The organism is Ectorhizobium quercum (assembly GCF_026552795.1).
GTDB lineage: Bacteria > Pseudomonadota > Alphaproteobacteria > Rhizobiales > Rhizobiaceae > Ectorhizobium > Ectorhizobium quercum.
Window position 1 is genome coordinate 13,550 of the sequence record NZ_JANFPI010000001.1, and the last position, 19,535, is coordinate 33,084.

A 19,535-nucleotide genomic window follows, 5' to 3' on the forward strand; every position below is an offset into this window, starting at 1 on the left:
TCGGTATGCAGGACACGACAACAGCGAAAAGTGCCGGCCGGCACGCCGGACGATCACCGCAGCCGAGGATGGATTTTTCGGAGAAACTGAAACTTGCGCGCAGGAAGACCGTTGAAAGCCTGCCGGCTGAGAAAGGCGTCGTGCGCACCGTCACGCTGTTTTTCTCCGTTTCGGACGGCGAGAAGCGCGCGCAGGTGGTTCACGCGAGCGGGTTTCCCTTCGAAGCCGTGTGGCAGAAAGCATGCCTGCAACTGCGCGAGATCATGGCGCGGGAGGGCCTGACGGGAAAATGGCTGCGTATCGACTGGGTGGAGGACGTCGAAGCCGTCACCTGGAAAGAGCTGCGCCGCCGGCTGACGAAGATCAAGCGCAACTACTTTCGCCACGGCCTCGCGCTCGACCCGGAGCTCAGGATCGCCTTTCTGGAGCAGGAACTGAACGGCAATGCCATGCTTTACGGCGGCAACGCCATCGCCCATGCGGTCGTCAACGAGAAGAATTTCTCGATCTATGCAAGGCGGCGCTTCGGGGAGGCCACCGATCCCGATTTCTCCGACGACAGGCCCGTCTATATCCTGTCCACCGGCGGCCTGTTCGTTGACGAGGAAGGCGCGTGCCAAGCGCTGGGCCCGGCCGGCCCGAACGGCGGCCGGCGGCATGTCGAGAAGCTTTCGGCCGGCGACGTGCGGTCCCTGATCGAGAACAGCTCATCCTTCCTCGCCCGGCAGGTGCGCGACGACGGCCTGTTCGTCTACGGTTATCATCCGTGCTTCGACCGGCAGATTGCCGCCTACAACGCCCTGCGGCACGCCAGCACCACCTATTCGATGATCGAGGCATGGGAGATCACGCGCGATCCGGCGTTGAAGGTCGCAATCGACAAAGCGCTCGGCGCGCTGGAGGAAAGGCTGATAAAGCCGGCCACCCTGCCTGACGGGACCGCCGCGGCGTTTCTGGTGGAAGCCAATGGCGAGATCAAGCTCGGCGGCAACGCCGTCTGCCTGCTGGCGCTGGTGAAGTACAGCGAAGTCACCGGCACGCGGCGCTATCTCGATCTGCTGGAGAGGCTGGCTTCCGGAATCCTTTATCTTCAGGACCCGGAAACCGGCATCTTCCGGCACGTCATCCACTATCCCGGCCTCGAGCCGAAGGAGGATTTCCGCATCATCTATTACGATGGCGAGGCGGCGTTCGGGCTGATGCGCCTTTACGGGCTGACCGGGGACGCGCGGTGGCTGGAAGCGGTCGAAAAGGCCTTCGGGCACTTCATCCGGGCCGAACACTGGAAAGCGCACGACCACTGGCTCGGCTATTGCGTCAACGAACTCACGCGCGTCCGCCCGGACGAGAAATATTATCGCTTCGGGGTCAGCAACATCGCGGACCATCTCGATTTCGTCCTCGAACGGATCACCACCTTCCCGACGCTGCTGGAACTGATGATGGCCGCCCGGCAGATGATCGCCCGGTTGCAGGCCGACGACGCCAACCGGCATCTCCTCGACGCCATCGATCTCGACAAGTTCCATCGCGCGCTGCATGCCCGCGCCCATTATCTTTTGAACGGGCATTTCTGGCCGGAACTTGCGATGTACTTCGCCAATCCCGCCGGCATCGCCGGCAGTTTCTTCATTCGCCACCACGCGTTTCGCGTGCGCATCGACGATGTGGAGCATTACCTGTCCGGCTTCGTCGCCTATCTGAAATATCTGGAAGCGGAGCCCGGCGAGGCGGAGACGACCGGAGAACCACCTTCCGTCTGGACCGCCGCCGAGATGGAGCAGGCGACCGGCGGGACCTGGGCCGTGAAGCCGCCGCAGGGCTGGTCGGCTGGTGGCATCTGCCCTTACGCGCCGGCCTACCGCCCCGGGGACATGGTCGTGTCGAGAGCGCACGGGGAGGCGAAAGGGATCCCGCTGCGGTCGCTTGGCGACCTTCGTCCGAAGCCGGCCGCGGTGCTTGCAACGGCGATGGACCCTGCGCTGGATCGTCTCGGCATTCCCGTTCTGACCGTCGCCGATACCAAAAAGGCGGTCCTTGCGCTGGGACACCATGCCCGCGGCAAGATCGGCGGAAAGGTCATCGGCATTACCGGAAGCGCCGGCAAGACCACCTGCGTCGCCATGCTGGCCCATGTCCTTCAGGCGTGGGGAAGCGTCGAGCAGAGCCGCGAAAACGCCAACCTGCCGTTCGGCGTGGCGTGGAACCTTGCCTCCTTCGACCGCCGGACGAAGCATATCGTCATGGAACTGGCGGTCGGGCGGATGGGGCAGAGCGCCCGCATGGCAAGGCCGCATGTGGCGATCTTCACCAACGTGCTTCCCGCCCATCTCAGCGAAACGAGCACGATTGCCGATATCGCCGCCACGAAAGGCGCGATCTTCAGCGGCATGGAGCCCGGCGGCGTCGCCATCCTCAATCGCGACATGCTCGAATGGCAGACGGTGCTGCGTCTGGCGCAGAGAAGAGGATTGCAGGTGCTGCATTACGGCAGCGCGGAGGATTGCGACTACCGGTTGCTGTCCTATTCGCCATCCGAAGGCCGGGTCCATGCGGCAATCGGCGGGCGCGATGTCGTCTACGGGATCGGCGCAGCGGGTGCCCATATGGCCCTGAACAGCCTCGCGGTGCTGGCTGCCGTCTCGGCGATCGGCTATCCGCTGGAGACCGCCCTGCCGATGCTGCGGACCTTCGCCGCGCTTCCCGGCCGCGGGCAGGAGATCGCGCTGGAACTCGACAATCGGCGGCTGACGGTCATCGACGATGCCTACAACGCCAATCCCGGCTCGATGCAGGCGGCCATCGAGCGGCTCGACGACGAGGACGCTTCCGGGCGCCGCATCGCCGTTTTCGGGCAGATGGCCGAACTCGGGCCCCAGGCGCCGCATTATCACACCGAACTCGCCGCCATCGTGAACCGAAGCCGGATCGACAGGGTCTATGCCGTCGGCGATCTCTATGCCGGGTTCTGGGAACTGCTTTCTCCCGGCAAGCGCGCCGCGCATGTCGAGGAACCCGAACAGCTCAAGGCAATGCTCGTGGAGGAATTGTGCGACGGCGATACCGTCCTGTTCAAGGGTTCCAACAGCACGCGCATTCACGAGGTGGTGGCCTGGCTGAGAGGCCTCGAATGAGCGTGGGAGACGACGGCGACGCGCGGCGCAGGCTGGAAGCGGGCATTCCCGAAGCAAGCGCCCTGCTTTATCGGGAACGGCAGGACGAGATCCTCTTTTCCCTCAGGGAAAGCCGGCGCTATCCGCCCGCATCGCTGACGAAGCTCCTGACGCTCTGCCTGATCGACGAGCGGCTTGAGGAACGCGGCCTCGACCCGGCGACCCGGCTTGCGATGCCGGCGGACGTCGAGCGCGTGGATAGCTGGTGGGGCTTCGCCCCGGCGGAGCGCGTGGGCATCGATACGTTGATGCAGGCGGCGGCCGTGGTCAGCGCCAACGAGGCGGCCAATGCGCTGGCCGACTGGCACAGCGGATCGGCGGAAGCCTTCACCCGCCTGCTCAACGAAAGAGCGAAGGTGCTCGGCATGGAAGCCACCACCTTCTCCTCGCCGAGCGGGCTCGGGCGGCATCAGCAGACGACGGTGACGGACATGCTGCGACTGGTGCGCCACGTCCATGCCCGCCATCCCCGCATCGCGCAACTGTGCGCCCGGCAGAGCTTCGAGTGGAACGGCAGGAGCCATCCGAACACCAACCGGCTTCTGAGCAGCCTGCCGGGCGCCTGCGGCATGAAGACGGGAACGCTCGGCGGGCGGATCAACAACATCGCCTTCACGGCGAGGAGAGGCGGGGAACTGTACGTCGCCATCGTGCTCGGCGCACCGACGAAAGTGAGCCGCGATGAGGCAGTCCGTCTCCTGATGGAAAGCCTTGCGCCCTAGGCGCCGGCGGGCCTCCCGGCACGCGGCGTTTCGCCAGCCGGACGCGGATGCCGCTGTTAACCAACGATTAGCGATCACAACCATTAGTGATTATCAAAAGTTGAATTTATGGGAATATACATCAATTGCGATTATTCGTGATAGCTAATCAAACCCATCAGGTTCGATGAAAACGGTTTCCTCTCGACTGGAGAAAACATGAGTTCGATGCAGCCTCCCCATGAGCGGCACATGCGTTTTCTCGCTCCCGATACCCGTTCCGTGTCTTCGGGCGCCCCGGAATTGAGCCTGGAAACCCTGCACCGGGTGGCCCAGGCGATTGCCAGCGATCTGGACATAGAGCGTATCGTCCAGGTGGTGACGGACGCGGCAACGGAACTGACGGGGGCGAAATTCGGCGCATTCTTCTATAACGCCATCAACGCCAGCGGCGAGATCTATCAGCTCTATACGTTGTCGGGGGCTCCGCGGGAGGTCTTCGGGAAGAGCGGGATGCCGCGCAAGACGGCGCTCTTCCAGCCGACCTTCGAGGGTGGCGCGCCGATCCGCTGCGGCGATGTCCGCAAGGACCCCCGCTATGGCCTCGGCTGCGGCACACCACCGTCCGGCGATGGCGGCATGCCGCGCGGCCACCTGCCGGTGGTCAGCTATCTCGCCGTGCCCGTCGTCTCCCGCTCCGGCGATGTGCATGGCGGCCTGCTTTTCGGCCATGACGAACCGGATGTCTTCAGCGAAACGAGCGAGCGGATCGCGCTGATGATCGCCTCGCATGCGGCCATCGCCATCGACAACTCAAGGTTGCTGCTGCGGGCCCGCTTCGAGATCGAGGAACGCAAGCGCGCCCAGACGACCGCCGCATGGCTGGCGGCCATCGTGACATCGTCGGAGGACGCCATCGTCGGCGAGAGCCTGGACGGCACGATCACCAGCTGGAACCGCGGGGCCGAACGCCTGTTCGGCTTCTCCGCCGCCGAGATGATCGGCAAGTCATGGCAGATCCTCGTCCCGGAAGGCCAGCTCGATGAAGGGCGCGAGATGCTTTCGAACGGGGCAGCCGGCAGCCATGTCCATCTGGTCGAGACCGTCCACAGGCACAAGGACGGCAGCCTCATCGACATTTCCCTCAGAAGCTCGCCGGTATACGGCCCGGAGGGACAGGTGATCGGCATATCGAGGATCGCCCGCGACATCACCGAGCGGCGCCGGGCCGCCGAGCGCCAGCAGCTGATGCTGCGGGAAATGGATCATCGCATCAAGAACGTTTTCGCGCTCGCTATGGGGGTCGTCTCGTTGAGCAGCGGTTCGGCCACGACCCCCCAGGAGGTCTCGCAGGCCATCCGCAACCGGCTGGCGGCGCTTGCCCGGGCGCACGACCTGACCATGTCCTCCTCGCAGCACGGCTCAGGCCCGGTCGGGATCTGCGAATTGCTGCGCGCCGTCGTCGCCCCTTACGAGTCGGCGGATGCCTGCCGCCTGGCCATTACCGGAAACGACGTGGCGGTGTCGGGCGGCGTCTTCACCAGCCTCGCCCTGCTGTTCCACGAATTCACCACCAACGCAGTCAAGTACGGATGCCTTTCCGTACCCGAAGGACAGTTGCAGGTGAAGATCGATGCCGACGACGGCAGCATGAATTTCGTCTGGTCCGAACATGGGGGACCGCCGCCGCGGCCCGATGCGTCCGAAGGCTTCGGCAGCCGGCTGGAAAAGGCGATCCTGCACAACCAGCTCGGCGGCACGGTCCACCGCGAATGGCACGCGAACGGGATTACGATCCGCCTCGCCATTCCGTTGGTCGGGCTTGAAAGCTCTCCCTGAAAGGCCGGCAAGCGGCCCTTCCGCTCAGGAGATGCGCGGGACAGGACAGAAGGATCGCACGGAAATCGCGGCCTCTCCCCGGCGGGCGGTTCGATGCCCCGGCGGGAGCGGCCGGAAGATCACGGGCGTATCGGCCCCCCGATACGCCCGCTGGGCTCGGCCTTCGGCGTCTGTTCAGATGCTGAGGCAGAGATATTTGATCTCGATATAATCCCCGATCCCGTATTTCGAGCCCTCGCGGCCGAGGCCGGACTGCTTGATGCCGCCGAACGGCGCGACTTCCGTCGAGATCAGGCCGGTATTGATGCCGACCATGCCGTATTCCAGCGCCTCGGCCACCCGGAAGATCTTCGAGACGTCCCTGGAATAGAAATAGGACGCCAGCCCGAATTCGGTGTCGTTGGCCATAGCGATCACATCCTCTTCGGTTTCGAAGCGGAAGAGCGGGGCGACGGGCCCGAAGGTTTCCTCGCGGGCGACCTTCATGTCGGGCGTCACCCCGGTCAGGATCGTCGGCTCGAAAAACAGGCCGCCGCGCGCATCCGGCTTGCCGCCGAGGGCCACCCCGGCGCCCTTGGCCACCGCATCGGCGATATGCTCGCGCACCTTGGCCACCGCCTTCTCGGAAATCAGCGGGCCGGCGCTCACGCCCGGCTCGAACCCGTCGCCCACCTTGATGGCGCGCACCTTCTCGGCGAGTTTCGCGGCAAAGGCGTCGTAGACGCCGGCCTGCACGTAGATCCGGTTGGCGCAGACGCAGGTCTGGCCGTTATTGCGATATTTCGAGATCATCGCGCCTTCGACAGCCGCATCGAGATCGGCGTCGTCGAAGACGATGAAGGGCGCATTGCCGCCGAGTTCCAGCCCGAGCTTCATGATCTGTTCGGCGCCCTGGCGCATCAGGATCTTGCCGACGCCGGTCGATCCCGTGAAGGTGAGCTTGCGGACCCGCTCGTTGCCGGTGAACTCCTCGCCGATGGCGGCGGAATCCGTCGAGGTGACGACGCTGAAGAGAGCGAGCGGCAGGCCGGCCCGCTCCGCCAGCACGGCCAGCGCCAGCGCCGAAAGCGGGGTTTCCGCAGCCGGCTTGGCCACCATCGCGCATCCCGCCGCGATGGCGGGCGCGAATTTCCGGGCGAGCATCGCATTGGGGAAATTCCACGGCGTGATCGCCGCGACGACGCCGATGGGCTGCTTGATGACGATGATCCGCTTGTCTGCCTGGTGGCCGGGGATCGTGTCGCCGTAGACGCGCTTGGCCTCCTCGCCGAACCACTCGACATAGGACGCGCCGTAAAGGATTTCGCCCCTCGCCTCCGCCAGCGGCTTGCCCATTTCCATCGTCAGGATCGTGGCCAGATCGTCGGCATGGGCAAGCATGAGGTCGTAGAGCGTGCGAAGGATCGCCGCGCGCTCCTTGCCGGTCTTCCTCGCCCACGCCTTCTGCGCGTCATGCGCGGCGTCGATGGCGCGCGCTGTCTCGGCGCGCGACAGATCCGGCAGCGTGGCGATCACCGCGCCGGTGGCCGGGTTGGTCACGTCGAATGTTTTGCCGCCATCGCCTTTTTCGATCCACGCGCCCGCGACCGGCACCTTGCCGGTGACGAGCGCGGGGTCTTTCAGCCGCGAGAGAAGTTTATCGGAAATCGTCATGGCTCACGCTTCCTTCGCGCTTTCGCGCAGCGATTCCTCCAGAATGCCGAGCGCTTCGGTGAAAACGCCGTCCTGGATCGTGATGGGGGCGAGAAAGCGGATGACATTGCCATAGGTGCCGCAGGTCAAGAGGATGAGGCCTTTTTCGAGCGCCTTCAGCCGCACCCTGTTGGCGAATTCGGCGCTCGGCAGGCCGGTCGAGGCGTCCTTGAACTCGACGGCGTTCATGAAGCCCGGTCCGCGCACGTCGGCGATCTGCGGAACCGCGTCCCTGAGCGAGGCCAGTCGCTGCTTGAGCCGCGCGCCGAGGCTTTCGGCCCGGTTGCAGAGATCCTCGTCGCGAATGACGTCGAGAACCGCGTGCGCCGCCGCCACGGCGATGGGGTTGCCGCCATAGGTGCCGCCGAGGCCGCCCGGTCCCGGTGCGTCCATGATTTCGGCGCGGCCCGTCACCGCCGCGATCGGAAAGCCGCCGCCCAGCCCCTTGGCCATCGTCATCAGGTCGGCGGCGAAACCGTAATGCTCCATCGCGAAGAGCTTGCCGGTGCGGGCAAAGCCGGTCTGCACCTCGTCGGCGATCAGCAGGATGCCGTGCTGGTCGCAAAGTTCGCGCAATGCCTTCATGAAGGCGGCGGGAACCGGATAAAACCCTCCCTCGCCCTGCACCGGCTCGACGATGAACGCCGCCACGCGGTTGGGATCGACATCGGCGGCGAAGAGTTTCTTCAGCGCGGCCAGCGACTGCTCGACCGTCGTGCCATGAAGCTCCACCGGGAAAGGCGCATGGAAGACGTCGCCCGGCATCGCGCCGAAACCGATCTTGTAGGGCACCACCTTGCCAGTCAGCGCCATGCTCATGAAGGTGCGGCCGTGGAAGCCGCCGGTGAAGGCGATGATGGCCTGCCGGCCGGTGGCGGCGCGGGCGATCTTCACCGCGTTTTCAACAGCTTCGGCGCCGGTCGTCACGAAGATCGTCTTCTTGGCGAAATCGCCGGGCGTGGCCGCATTCAGCCGTTCGGCAAGCTCGACATAGTTCTCGTAAGGCACCACCTGGTGGCAGGTATGCGTGAAGCGGTCGAGCTGCTTCTTCACCGCCTCGATGACGCGCGGATGGCGGTGGCCGGTGTTGACGACCGCGATGCCGGCGGCGAAGTCGATGTAACGGTTGCCGTCCTTGTCCCAGATCTCCGCATTCTCCGCGCGGTCGGCGTAGATCTGCGTCGTCATGCCGACGCCTCGGGAAATGGCGGCGTTCTTGCGGTCTGTAAGCGTGATGGCATTCATGGGAGTGTATCCTGATGATGGATTGATTTTAAAAAGTTTGCATTTTTTCTGCAAAATTGCAACTTGAATCTGGTTCCCGTACCGATCTGTCGGCGTGGCCCGAATTGCGGTTGCCGTTTGCGGGTTCGGCAGCGATATGGAATGAGAGCAGGGAGCCACTGCGGAAGCGGAAAGCAGATGAACGAAAGCAAACAGATCTATCGCGTCGCGGAAGCGGCCCGTCTCGTCGGCGTCTCCGCATCGACCCTGCGCCTGTGGGAAAGCCAGGGGCTGGTCGTGCCGGACCGGACCGAAAAGGGACACAGGCAATACAATGCCGAGCAGCTTGCGCGCCTGAAGCACATCGCCTGGCTGCGGACCGACCGGGGGCTCAACCCGGCCGCCATCCGCGAGACGCTGGAGATCGAGGAGGAGCCGGACGCGTCGGCTTCCGCCCCGGCCTCGGAAGATCCTTTCGTGGAAATCGGGCCGCGCCTGCGCTCGCTGCGGCATGCGGCCGGCAAGACCCTGGAGGCCGTTGCGTCCGACCTCGGCATAGCGACGTCGAAACTGTCGACGTTCGAGCGCACCTCGCACGGTTTCAGCATTCGCGACCTGCGCGATCTCACCGAATATTTCGGCACGACGATTTCGAAGATCTCCGGCGAGGAGCCGGCCGACGAGCGGCGTCTGGTGAAATCCGGGGAATGGCGGACCTGGCCGACCATGTCCCCCGGCGTCACCATCCAGCTGCTCGCCGAAGGCCGCAACATGATGGACTGTCATCGTTTCGTCCTCGCCCCCGGCGCATCGAGCGAGGGCGCCTATCATCACGAGGGGGAGGAGTTCATCTTCGTCCTTTCGGGCCGTTTCGAGATCGTTCTCGACGGGCAGGAGTTCTACGAACTCTCCCCCGGCGACTCGCTTTACTTCGCGAGCCGCCGCCGCCATTCCTGGCGCAACCGCTTCGACGGCGAAACGGTGCTGATCTGGGTCAATACGCCCCCGACCTTCTGAGGCCGCTCATGCGGCCGCGTGACGGGAGCGCCGCTTCAGCAACGCCATGAGCAGCGCGATGGTCACGGTTCCGACGATGAACACGAAGGCCGCCGCGGCGATGGCCGGGCTGATGTTTTCCCGGATCGTGGAAAACATCTGCCGGGCGAGCGTGCGCTGGTTGGGGCCGGCCACGAACAGCGTCAGCACGACCTCGTCCAGCGACGTGGCGAAGGCCAGCACCGCGCCCGAGAGCACGCCGGGCATGGCCAGCGGCAGCGTCACCTCGCGAAAGACGGTGAGCGGCGGCGCGCCGAGGCTTTCGGCGGCAAGCTCCACCCGCCGGTCGATGCCCGCGAGCGCCCCGCTGATGCTGACGACGACGAAGGGGATGGCGACGACCGTATGGGCGATGATGACGCCGACATAGCTGCTGGCGATGCCGACCCGCACGAACAGCACCTGCATGCCGACTCCGAGCACCACCGCCGGAACCACCATTGGCAGCAGGAAGACCGTCTTGGCGGCGCTGAGAAGCATCGACGTCCGGTTGCGCAGTCCGAGGGATGCCAGCATCCCCAGAACGGTGGCCAGCAGCGTCGTGCCGAGGCCGATGATCAGGCTGTTGACGATCGACCGCCGCCAGGCGTCGGCGTTCACCAGCTCCGCGAACCAGCGCGTCGACCAGGACGGTATCGGATAGTTGAGGAAGGCGCTGGACGTGAAGGCCAGCGGCAGGATGGCGAGAAGCGGCGCGATGAGGAACACGATGACCGCCGTCGTGAACACAAGCCTGGTGACGTTGAGCATGTTCATGTCCTCCTCGGGTCTTCCGCGGACAGGCGTCCGTAGACCGCGTAGAGCGCGATGGTGATGACGAGGAGAACGAGGCCGAGCGCGCCGGCCATTCCCCAGTTGGCCGTTCCGGTCGCGTAGAACGCGATGACGGAGCTGATCATCTGGTCGCCCGGTCCGCCGATCAGGGCGGGCGTGATGTAGTAGCCGATGGCCGACATGAAGACGAGAAGCGCCCCGGAGGCGACGCCGCGCAGGCTCAGTGGCAGCAGGACTTCCAAGAAGGCCCTGAGCGGGTTCGCCCCCAGCGAGGACGCGGCCGGCATCAGGTTCTTCGGAATGGAGATCAGCACGCTGTAGATCGGCAGGACCATGAACGGCAGGAGCACGTGGGTCATGGCGATGACGACGCCCGTCCGGTTGAAGATCAGCGCGACCGGCCCGTCCGTCAGCCGCAGCGCCTGGAGGAGATCGTTGATCAGGCCCTGTTCCTGGAGAATGATGAACCAGGCCGCCGTGCGTACCAGAAGGGACGTCCATAGCGGCAACAGCACCGCCGCCAGCAGCAGGTTGCGCTTCCACCCTTCAGCGGCGGCGGTCGCCATCGCATAGGGAAGGCCGATCACCACACAGGCAAGGGTGACGAGGGCGGCGATCCAGAAGGTGCGCAGCAGGATGGGCAGGTTCGCCGAGGCCTCTTCGGGCAGGCGGACGATGGCCCCGGACGTGTCGCGGCCCATGTCGACCGCGGCGAGAATGTTGCGGTCGGTGAGCGGCGAAAGCGCGTCGGCGATGGCGATCCAGAATTGCGGCCTCTCCCAGCGGGGATCGATGGCGGCAAGATCGGGAGCCGGATCGGCGGTCGCCAGCGTCCGGATCGTCTTCGACATCAGCGTGCGGAAGCCGGACTGGGCGCTGTTCAGCCGGCTGACCATGTCGCCGACCGCCTGCGCGTCCGTCGCCGCCTTCAGGTCGTCCACCATCGCCGCCTTCATTTCCGGCGTGGGCGGCGAAACCCGGTCCCACCCGGCCGCCGCTTCCGCCGTCCTCGGCAGGACGCGCAGCACGGCCGTGTCGGAAACCGCCTGGGACATCATCGTGACCAGCGGCCAGACGAAGAAGAGGGCGAGGAAGAGCATCAGCGGCGCCAGCAGGAGAAAGACGCCGGTCTTTCCGGAGGATCGCGCGCTCATCGGGCGATCACCCGGCAATCTTCGGCCCGGAATTCGGCGACCACGGAGGCGCCCGGCTGCCATTCGCGGAACTTGCGGTCGAGCCGGACGACGAAGCCGTGCGCGCCGTCGTCGAGCTGGACGCGCAGGTGATCGCCCTGGTAGACGCAATCGGCGACCTTAGCAGAAAGGCTGTTTTCGCCGCCGCCGGCGTGGTCCTTCAGCTCGATCCGCTCGGGCCGGATCGAGACCAGCACGTCCTGCCCGCCGGTGGCCGGCTCCGACAGGCTGGCGACGACATGGCTGCCGGACTTCAGGGCGATGCGCGCCGCGTTGCCGCTGACGCTTTCGACGGTTCCTTCCGCAAGGTTGGTCTCGCCGATGAATTCGGCCACGAACCGGGTCTTCGGCTCGTCGTAGATCACGCGGGGGCTGCCGATCTGCTCGATCTTGCCCTTGTTGAACACGGCGATCCGGTCGGACATGGTCAGCGCTTCCGACTGGTCGTGCGTCACGAAGACGATGGTCAGCCCGAGGCGGTTGTGAAGGGCGCGGATGTCGAGCTGCATCTGCTCGCGCAGCTGCTTGTCGAGCGCGCCGAGCGGCTCGTCCATCAGCACCACGCGCGGCTCGAAGACCAGGGCGCGGGCGAGTGCGACGCGCTGCTGCTGGCCGCCGGAAAGCTGGGCGGGCCAGCGGTCGCGCAGCGCCGAAAGCTGCACCATGTCGAGCGCCCGCGTCACGCGCTCGGCGATTTCCGCCTTGGCGACGCCGCGCATGCGCAGGGGAAAGGCGACGTTCTCGGCGATCGTCCTGTGGGGAAACAGCGCATAGTTCTGGAACACCACGCCCATGTCGCGGCGATAGGTCGGGACGTCGTTGACGGCGCGGCCATCCACGAAAATCCGGCCTTCGGTCGGCGCCTCGAAGCCCGCGAGCATCATCAGAAGCGTGGTCTTGCCCGAACCGGAGGGGCCGAGAAGGCTGACGAACTCGCCCTTGGCGATGTCGAGAGAAAGATTGTCCACGACCTTGAGCGGGCCGTAGGATTTGCTGATTCCGTCGAAGCGGATACGAATGTCTGTCACGGGCGCTCTCCAGCTGTTTTACCGCCGTTCCCGCCGGACCGGAACGAACGGATGGCCGATGCGGAAGATCGCGGGCAGGTTCGAAAACCCGCCCGCGTCTTGCGGTCAATCGTCGAAAGGATCGTTCAGCGTGCGAGCCAGGCGTTGAAGCGCTGGGTCAGAGCCTCGGAGTTGTCGATCCAGAAATCGACGTCCAGCGAAATGGCGTCCGCGATGTTTGCGCTTTCCGTCGGCAGGTCGGCGGCATATTCCGGCGCGACCGCGGCAGCTGCGTCCGTGTTGGGCAGGCCGTAGGCGATGTAGGGCGGCAGCTTGGCCATGTTTTCCGGCAGGCTCGCAAAGGCGATGAAATCCTGCGCGGCATCCTTGTTTTCCGCTCCCTTCAGGATCACCCAGCTGTCGATGGCGTAGATGCTGCCCGGCCATACGACCTTGAAGTCCTTGCCTTCGCTGCGGTTGATCCCGGTGATGCGGCCGTTATAGGCGGAGGTCATGACGACTTCGCCGGAGGCCAGAAGCTGAAGCGGCTGGGCGCCGGCTTCCCACCAGACGAGGTTCGGCTTGAGTTCCTCGAGCTTCCTGAACGCGCGGTCCACGCCCTCCGGCGTCGACAGCACCTCATAGACCTCGTCCTTGTCGACGCCGTCGGCCAGCAGCGCGAATTCGAGCGTGTACTTGGCGCTCTTGCGCAGGGCACGCTTGCCCGGAAACTTTTCCACGTCCCAGAAATCGGCCCAGGACTGCGGGCCTTCCGCAAGCTTCGCGCCGTCATAGGCGATGGCCGTCGACCACACGATGGCGCCGACGCCGCAATCGCTGACTGCTGCCGGCAGGAACTTGCTCTTGTCGCCCACCTTGCTCCAGTCGATGGTTTCGAACAGGCCGTCGGAGCAACCGAGTTCCAGTTCCTCGGCTTCGACCTGAACGACGTCCCAGTTGGGTGCGCCGGCCTTCACCTTGGCCTGAAGAACGCCGAAGCCGCCATCCCACGACTCGTCCAGCACCGGTTTTCCGGTTTTCTCGGCGAAGGGCTTGAAGAAGATCTCGCGCTGGGCGTCCTGGAAGTTTCCTCCCCAGGAGGAGATGGTGAGGTCTCTGGCGGCGGCGGATTGCGCCGTGAAAAGGCCGGCGGAGGCCAGAATGGCCGCGCCGAAGATGGCTGTCCTGTGGGCAGTCTTCATTTTGATATCCCCAATTTGTTGTGAATTCCCCTGAGCACCGTTCAGGCCAATGCTTCACTGTGCTGGCGAATTTTATCTTGCATTTTTTCTGCAATATTGCAACCGCTTTTCGCGGCGCAAACCCGCTCGGGCGCAACCGGCGGGGCTCGCTGCACATTTTCAGGCAAACGGTCTTTCGCCCATGTCTTGGGATTTTCAGGCTTTTCCTGATGCGAGGCGTCGATGCGGGTCCGCAGGCCATCGCCGGAAAATCGGCAGCGCGGCTCCTGAAGCAGGCGCTCTGCCGCGCAGCATTTCGTGGAAACCGTCCACCCCGCTTTCGGCGTGAACGAGGTCCGGCAGGGGAAGGCGTGGCTGGAGGGGGACGTCAGGCAGACTGAAAATCCGCCTGCATGGTCGAAGCGGGCCTCGGTGGCCCGTCAGCCGTCCGACGAGGCTTCGTAAAGCGTCTCCCCTGCGGGATCGACGCCGACGAGGCTGACGTCGTAGCCCCACAGGCGGCGGACATGGCGCAAGGTGGCGTCGCGGCTGCCCTCGGCCAGCAGGATGCCGTCATGGACGGTGTGTTGCAGGCGCAGGTGCCGGTTGCCGAGAAGATCGACATCGGCCACCTGGATATCCGGCTGGTTCGCGCTGACGTCGAAGCTGCGGGCCAGCGCCGCGCGCACCTTCGCGTAGCCGCGCTCGTCGTGGATCGAGGCGACCTTGTAGTGGGTTTCGCCGGCCTCGTCGTCCAGCACGAACATCCGGAATTTCCGCATCAGCGCCGGGCTCAGGTGCTGGAGGACGAAGGATTCGTCGCGATGATTGGCCCAGGCGTCCAGCAGCGTCGCACGCCAGTCGCCATTGCCGGCGATGTCGGGAAACCAGTCGCGATCCTCCGCCGTCGGTTCGGTGCAGATGCGCTGAATGTCCTGCATCATCGCGAAGCCCAGCGCGTACGGGTTGAAGGACGAGAAGCGCGGATCGTCGAAAGACGGCTGGAAGACGACGTTGGAGTGGCTTTGCAGGATTTCCAGCATCGTCCCTTCGCCGATCCTGCCCTGGTCAAACAGCGTGTTCATGATCGTGTAGTGGACGAAGGTGGCGCAGCCCTCGTTCATCACCTTGGTCTGGCGCTGCGGATAGAAATATTGCGCGACGACGCGGACGATGCGCAGGATTTCCCGCTGCCACGGCTCCAGCACCGGGCTGGTCTTCTCCAGGAAGTAGAGCAGGTTCTCCTCCGGCAGGTTGAGCGCCTTGCGGCGCTCCGCCTCGTCGTCGGGCCGGTCCGAAATGGCGTCGTCGCGGGAAGCCGGCAACGTCCGCCACAGATCGCTGAAGGTGCGCTCCTCATGCTCCAGCCGGTCGCGTATCCGCTCGCGTTCGGCCTGCATGGAAAGCCGCGGCGGACGGCGGTAGCGGAACACGCCCTGGTCCATCAGCGCGTGCGCCGCGTCGAGGATCGACTCGACCGCCGCCAGCCCGTGCTTTTCCTCGCAGCGGGCGATGTAGGACTTGGCGAATTCCATGTAGTCGAGGATCGCCGCCGCATCGGTCCATTGCCGGAACAGATAGTTGTTCTTGAAGAAGTGGTTGTGGCCGAAGGCGGCGTGCGCCGTGACGAGCGCCTGCATGGCCATCGTGTTCTCCTCCATCAGATAGGTGATGCAGGGGTTCGAGTTGATCACCAGCTCGTAGGCGAGGCCGAGATAGCCCTTGCGGTAGAGGTGCTGCTCGCGCACGAAGCGCTTGCCGAACGACCAGTGCCGGTACATCAGCGGCATGCCGATCGAGGAATAGGCGTCCAGCATCTGCTCGGAGGAGATGATCTCCATCTGGTTGGGGTAGACGTCGAGCTGGAGGTCCTCGAGGGCGACGGTCTCGATCGCGTCGTAGGTGCGCGAGAGCGTTGCGAAATTCCAGTCGGATCCGTCGAACAGAAGGTCTGACGTGCGGGCTTGCCTGCTCATGTTTCCCTACCGTCCCATCGTTTCATTCGGCTGCCTGCCGGGAGAAGAGCTTCCTGAAAACCGGATAGATATCGCCGGGCGTGGCGATCCGCGTCATCTGGAAATTGCTCCACTTGTCGCAGACGCGGCGGTAGGAGCGCCAGAGCGCGGTCCCGTTTTCCGCCGACCGGAAGATGTGGCTCTCGCGCTCGTCGATGATCTCGACATAGGCGTAATACTGGCAAAGCCGCATCAGCTCCTGGTCCAGCAGCCCGACGCAGCGGTCCGAATCGCTGGCCGCGTTGTCGCCGTCGGAGGCCTGCGCGGCATAGATGTTCCAGCTTCCGCTCGGATAGCGCTCCTCGATGATGCGCCGCATCTCCTCCAGCGCCGTCGACACCGTCGTGCCGCCGCTCTGCGGGCTGTAGAAGAAGGTCTCCTCGTCCACCTCGCGGGCCTCGTGGGTGTGGCGGATGAAGACGATCTCGATGCGCTCGTAACGCCGCTTCAGGAAGAGATGCAGAAGCACGAAGAAGCGCTTGGCCAGATCCTTTTCCCGCTCGCCCATCGAGCCGGAAACGTCCATCAGGCAGAACATCACCGCATTGGCGTTGGGCACCGGCTGCGGCTCCAGCCGGTTGAAGCGGATATCGACCGGATCGACATAGGCCACCAGCTTGCGCTTGCGCAGCAGCCTGTCCAGTTCCTTGCGCAGGGCGTCCAGACGCTTGCCGGTCTCCGCATCGGGTTTCTTCCGGGCTTCGAGCGCGGCGATCTCGGCCGCGATCGCGTCCAGCTGCGCCTGTTTCGGCCGCCCGAGCGCCAGCCGGCGGCCGAAACTGTTGCGCATGGTGCGCCCGACATTGATGTTGGTCGGCGCGCCGGTCACGGCATAGCCGGCCCGGCGCGACCGGAAGGACACGATCTCCTTCAGGTCCAGCTTGACGAGATCGGGCAGTTCCAGATCCTCGAAGAACAGGTCGAGAACCTCCTCACGCGACAGCGCGAACCGGAAATCGTCCTGCATGTCGCCGTCGCCGCCGGCACCCTCGCTGCCGGCGCCGCCGCCGGCGCTGCCGAGCGGCTTGGGAAGAAGGTCGCCGGGCATGAACTCCTTGTTGCCCGGCAGGACGTGCGCATGGCTGCCGCTGCCGGCCGCCGGCCGGAAACTCGGCTCGGAAGTGCCGCCGACCGGCATCGGCACGACATGTTCGGCATCGACATCGGCGATCTTGCCGGTCTTGATCTGCTCGGTGACGATACGCCTCAGTTCCTTGCGGGCCCGTGCAAGAAAACGCTGGCGGTTGCCAAGGCTCTTGTCCTTCGGGTTCAGACGACGGTCGATGAAATTCCGCATGAGATGGTCTCTTTTCCCGACGTCCGGCTCGCCGTCACCCTGCCTTGTTCACCCGCATGTACCAGTCGACCAGCCGCCGCACCTGCCGTTCGGTATAGCCGCGCTCGGCCATGCGCTGGACGAACTCGGTGTGCTGCTTTTCCGTGGCGCTGTCCTTCTTGGAACCGAAGCTGATGACCGGCAGCAGGTCCTCGACCTGGCCGAACATGCGCTTCTCGATCACCTCGCGCAGCTTCTCGTAGCTCGTCCAGGACGGGTTCTGGCCGTTGTTCCTCGCCCTGGCCCGCAGGGTGAACTTCACCACCTCGTTGCGGAAATCCTTCGGGTTGGCGATGCCGGCGGGCTTCTCGATCTGCGACAGCTCGCGATCGAGAATCTCTCGGTTGAGGATCTGCCCCGTGTCGGGGTCCTTGTAGTCCTGGTCCTCGATCCATGCGTCGGCATAGGCGATGTAGCGGTCGAACAGGTTCTGCCCGTATTCGCTGTAGGACTCCAGATAGGCCTTCTGGATCTCGTGGCCGATGAACTCGGCATAGCGCGACGCCAGCTCGGACTTGATGAAGTCGAGATAGCGCGCCTCGATCTCCTGCGGGAACTGCTCGCGCCGGATCGCCTGTTCGAGAACGTACATCAGATGGACGGGATCGGCCGCCACCTCCCTGGTGTCGTAGTTGAAGGTCTGCGACAGCACCTTGAAAGCAAAGCGGGTGCTGATGCCGGTCATGCCCTCGTCGACGCCGGCGGCGTCGCGGTATTCCTGAACCGACTTCGCCTTGGGGTCGACGTCCTTGAGGTTCTCGCCGTCATAGACGCGCATCTTGGTGTAGAGCGGCGAGTTCTCGTGGACGGTCAGCCGGGTCGACACGGTGAAGCGGCTCAGCGTCTCCAGAACCTCCGGCGCGCAGGGGCTGTCGGCCAGCTCGCTTTCGCGCAGCAGCTTCTCGTAGATCTGCCGCTCTTCCGTGACGCGCAGGCAATAGGGCACCTTGACCACCAGGATGCGGTCGAGGAAGGCCTCGTTGTTCTTGTTGTTCTTGAACTGGAGCCATTCCGATTCGTTGGAATGGGCGAGGATGATGCCCTGGAAGGGGAAGGCGCCGAAATTCTCGGTGCCGTTGTAGTTGCCTTCCTGCGTCGCCGTCAGCAGCGGGTGCAGCACCTTGATCGGCGCCTTGAACATCTCGACGAATTCCAGCAACCCCTGCGTGGTCCGGTTCAGGCCGCCGCTGTAGGAATAGGCGTCGGGGTCCGACTGGCTGAAATGCTCGAGCTGGCGGATGTCGACCTTGCCGACGAGCGAGGAAACGTCCTGGTTGTTCTCGTCGCCCGGCTCGGTCTTGTCGATGCCGATCTGGCGCAGGCGCGACGGCGTCAGCTTGACGACGCTGAACTTCGAGATGTCGCCGCCGATCTCGTCGAGCCGCTTGGCGGCCCACGGCGAGATGATGCCGGTCAGCCGCCGGCGCGCGATGCCGTACTTGTCCTCGAGAAGATCGCCCATGCGGTCGGGATGGAACAGGCCGAGCGGCGATTCGAAGATCGGGCTGATCTGGTCGCCGATCTTCAGCGTGTAGATCGGCTCCTTCTCCATGAGCTTCTTCAGCCGTTCGGCCAGCGACGACTTGCCGCCGCCGACGGGGCCGAGCAGATAGAGGATCTGCTTGCGCTCCTCCAGCCCCTGGGCCGCGTAGCGGAAATAGCCGACGATCCGCTCGATCGTCTCTTCCATGCCGTAGAAATCGGCGAAGGCCGGATAGATCTTGATGGTCCGGTTGGTGAAGATCCGGCCCAGCCGGGCATCCGTACTGGTGTCGATCAGCTTCGGCTCGCCGATCGACTTGACCATTCGTTCGGCCGCCGTGGCGTACATGGACGGGTTCTCGCGGCAAGCAAGGAGATATTGTTGAAGGCTCATCTCCTCTTGCGTTTCGCTGCTGTAGATCTCCGAGAAGAGGCGGAAGACGTCAGAATCCTGCGATTGCATGTGGACCTCGCGACAAGAGAATCGAACGGAACACGGTTGGCTGACAAAAGGGCCTTTTGACGGCATTGCTGCCGAAAACTTCGAAACCGGAAAGGAGCGTCACCTGAGCCTCCAGCCTGTTCCACCATTTGTGAACATTACAGGCGAAGCATCTTCATGGTCTTGGTGAGGCTCCACCTGCGATCGCTTCGAATCATGCAGGTCTCGAAGACATCATACCGATCTAATGCCGGAAGAGATAGCGATGGCGATCAAATGAATGTGGTCGCCCGTCACCTTCCATCCGGATTGAGTGCAGGCTGTCCCATATCCGGCACCCGGCCAGGACGGCCAGACCGCATGATCCGACGCAACGGCCCGGTTTGCACTGCACCCTTGGGGCATCCGCGCCGTTCGAAT

13 protein-coding genes are annotated in these 19,535 nt (G+C 64.5%); 4 read left to right on the plus strand and 9 right to left on the minus strand.

Annotated features, from left to right (window positions below):
* Positions 1-68 precede the first annotated feature (68 nt).
* From NOF55_RS00050 to NOF55_RS00060, 3 genes are all read left to right on the plus strand, one after another.
* The gene (locus NOF55_RS00050) at positions 69-3,134 is read left to right on the plus strand and encodes a UDP-N-acetylmuramoyl-tripeptide--D-alanyl-D-alanine ligase (protein WP_306409278.1); all 3,066 of its coding nucleotides are present in this window, start codon (positions 69-71) and stop codon (positions 3,132-3,134) included.
* Positions 3,131-3,895 (plus strand): D-alanyl-D-alanine carboxypeptidase family protein, encoded by a 765-nt coding sequence (locus NOF55_RS00055; RefSeq protein WP_306409279.1) that lies wholly within the window; start codon positions 3,131-3,133, stop codon positions 3,893-3,895. The genes NOF55_RS00050 and NOF55_RS00055 overlap by 4 nt, the downstream gene beginning before the upstream one ends.
* 198 nt (positions 3,896-4,093) lie before the next feature.
* Positions 4,094-5,713, plus strand: a complete 1,620-nt coding sequence (locus NOF55_RS00060) for a PAS domain S-box protein (RefSeq protein WP_306409280.1) — start codon at positions 4,094-4,096, stop codon at positions 5,711-5,713.
* A gap of 174 nt (positions 5,714-5,887) precedes the next feature.
* On the opposite strand, the gene NOF55_RS00065 is transcribed toward NOF55_RS00060, so the two are convergent.
* The gene (locus NOF55_RS00065) at positions 5,888-7,366 is read right to left on the minus strand and encodes an NAD-dependent succinate-semialdehyde dehydrogenase (RefSeq protein WP_306409281.1); all 1,479 of its coding nucleotides are present in this window, start codon (positions 7,364-7,366) and stop codon (positions 5,888-5,890) included.
* A gap of 3 nt (positions 7,367-7,369) precedes the next feature.
* A complete protein-coding gene (locus NOF55_RS00070) occupies positions 7,370-8,650 on the minus strand; it encodes a 4-aminobutyrate--2-oxoglutarate transaminase (RefSeq protein ID WP_306409282.1) in 1,281 nt (426 codons plus the stop codon).
* 177 nt (positions 8,651-8,827) lie between these two features.
* On the opposite strand from NOF55_RS00070, the gene NOF55_RS00075 reads away from it, so the two are divergent.
* Positions 8,828-9,646: a MerR family transcriptional regulator gene (locus tag NOF55_RS00075; RefSeq protein WP_306409283.1), complete on the plus strand. Its 819-nt coding sequence runs from the start codon at positions 8,828-8,830 to the stop codon at positions 9,644-9,646.
* Positions 9,647-9,652: 6 nt separating this feature from the next.
* On the opposite strand, the gene NOF55_RS00080 is transcribed toward NOF55_RS00075, so the two are convergent.
* The 7 genes from NOF55_RS00080 to NOF55_RS00110 form a co-directional block, all read right to left on the minus strand.
* Entirely contained in the window at positions 9,653-10,435 is a 783-nt protein-coding gene (locus tag NOF55_RS00080; protein WP_442342024.1) for an ABC transporter permease, read from the minus strand.
* 2 nt (positions 10,436-10,437) lie between these two features.
* Complete coding sequence (locus NOF55_RS00085) at positions 10,438-11,613, minus strand: ABC transporter permease (RefSeq protein WP_306409285.1); 1,176 nt, start codon at positions 11,611-11,613, stop codon at positions 10,438-10,440.
* Positions 11,610-12,680 carry an ABC transporter ATP-binding protein gene (locus NOF55_RS00090; RefSeq protein ID WP_306409286.1) on the minus strand — a complete coding sequence of 357 codons (1,071 nt, stop codon included), beginning with the start codon at positions 12,678-12,680 and terminating at the stop codon, positions 11,610-11,612. The genes NOF55_RS00085 and NOF55_RS00090 overlap by 4 nt, the downstream gene beginning before the upstream one ends.
* A gap of 125 nt (positions 12,681-12,805) precedes the next feature.
* The gene (locus tag NOF55_RS00095; protein WP_306409287.1) at positions 12,806-13,861 is read right to left on the minus strand and encodes an ABC transporter substrate-binding protein; all 1,056 of its coding nucleotides are present in this window, start codon (positions 13,859-13,861) and stop codon (positions 12,806-12,808) included.
* Between the two features lie 419 nt (positions 13,862-14,280).
* Positions 14,281-15,816 (minus strand): SpoVR family protein, encoded by a 1,536-nt coding sequence (locus NOF55_RS00100; RefSeq protein ID WP_306409288.1) that lies wholly within the window; start codon positions 15,814-15,816, stop codon positions 14,281-14,283.
* A 22-nt stretch (positions 15,817-15,838) separates the two neighbouring features.
* Positions 15,839-17,152, minus strand: coding sequence for a YeaH/YhbH family protein (locus NOF55_RS00105; protein WP_306409289.1), 1,314 nt, complete (start codon positions 17,150-17,152; stop codon positions 15,839-15,841).
* A gap of 34 nt (positions 17,153-17,186) precedes the next feature.
* Entirely contained in the window at positions 17,187-19,136 is a 1,950-nt protein-coding gene (locus tag NOF55_RS00110) for a PrkA family serine protein kinase (protein WP_306409290.1), read from the minus strand.
* Positions 19,137-19,535 lie beyond the last annotated feature (399 nt).

Coding starts and splice junctions, on each gene's coding strand:
- NOF55_RS00050 (WP_306409278.1), top strand. CDS start 69: ATGGATTTTTCGGAGAAACTGAAACTTGCGCGCAGGAAGACCGTTGAA.
- NOF55_RS00055 (WP_306409279.1), top strand. CDS start 3,131: ATGAGCGTGGGAGACGACGGCGACGCGCGGCGCAGGCTGGAAGCGGGC.
- NOF55_RS00060 (WP_306409280.1), top strand. CDS start 4,094: ATGAGTTCGATGCAGCCTCCCCATGAGCGGCACATGCGTTTTCTCGCT.
- NOF55_RS00065 (WP_306409281.1), bottom strand. CDS start 7,366: ATGACGATTTCCGATAAACTTCTCTCGCGGCTGAAAGACCCCGCGCTC.
- NOF55_RS00070 (WP_306409282.1), bottom strand. CDS start 8,650: ATGAATGCCATCACGCTTACAGACCGCAAGAACGCCGCCATTTCCCGA.
- NOF55_RS00075 (WP_306409283.1), top strand. CDS start 8,828: ATGAACGAAAGCAAACAGATCTATCGCGTCGCGGAAGCGGCCCGTCTC.
- NOF55_RS00080 (WP_442342024.1), bottom strand. CDS start 10,435: ATGCTCAACGTCACCAGGCTTGTGTTCACGACGGCGGTCATCGTGTTC.
- NOF55_RS00085 (WP_306409285.1), bottom strand. CDS start 11,613: ATGAGCGCGCGATCCTCCGGAAAGACCGGCGTCTTTCTCCTGCTGGCG.
- NOF55_RS00095 (WP_306409287.1), bottom strand. CDS start 13,861: ATGAAGACTGCCCACAGGACAGCCATCTTCGGCGCGGCCATTCTGGCC.
- NOF55_RS00100 (WP_306409288.1), bottom strand. CDS start 15,816: ATGAGCAGGCAAGCCCGCACGTCAGACCTTCTGTTCGACGGATCCGAC.
- NOF55_RS00105 (WP_306409289.1), bottom strand. CDS start 17,152: ATGCGGAATTTCATCGACCGTCGTCTGAACCCGAAGGACAAGAGCCTT.
- NOF55_RS00110 (WP_306409290.1), bottom strand. CDS start 19,136: ATGCAATCGCAGGATTCTGACGTCTTCCGCCTCTTCTCGGAGATCTAC.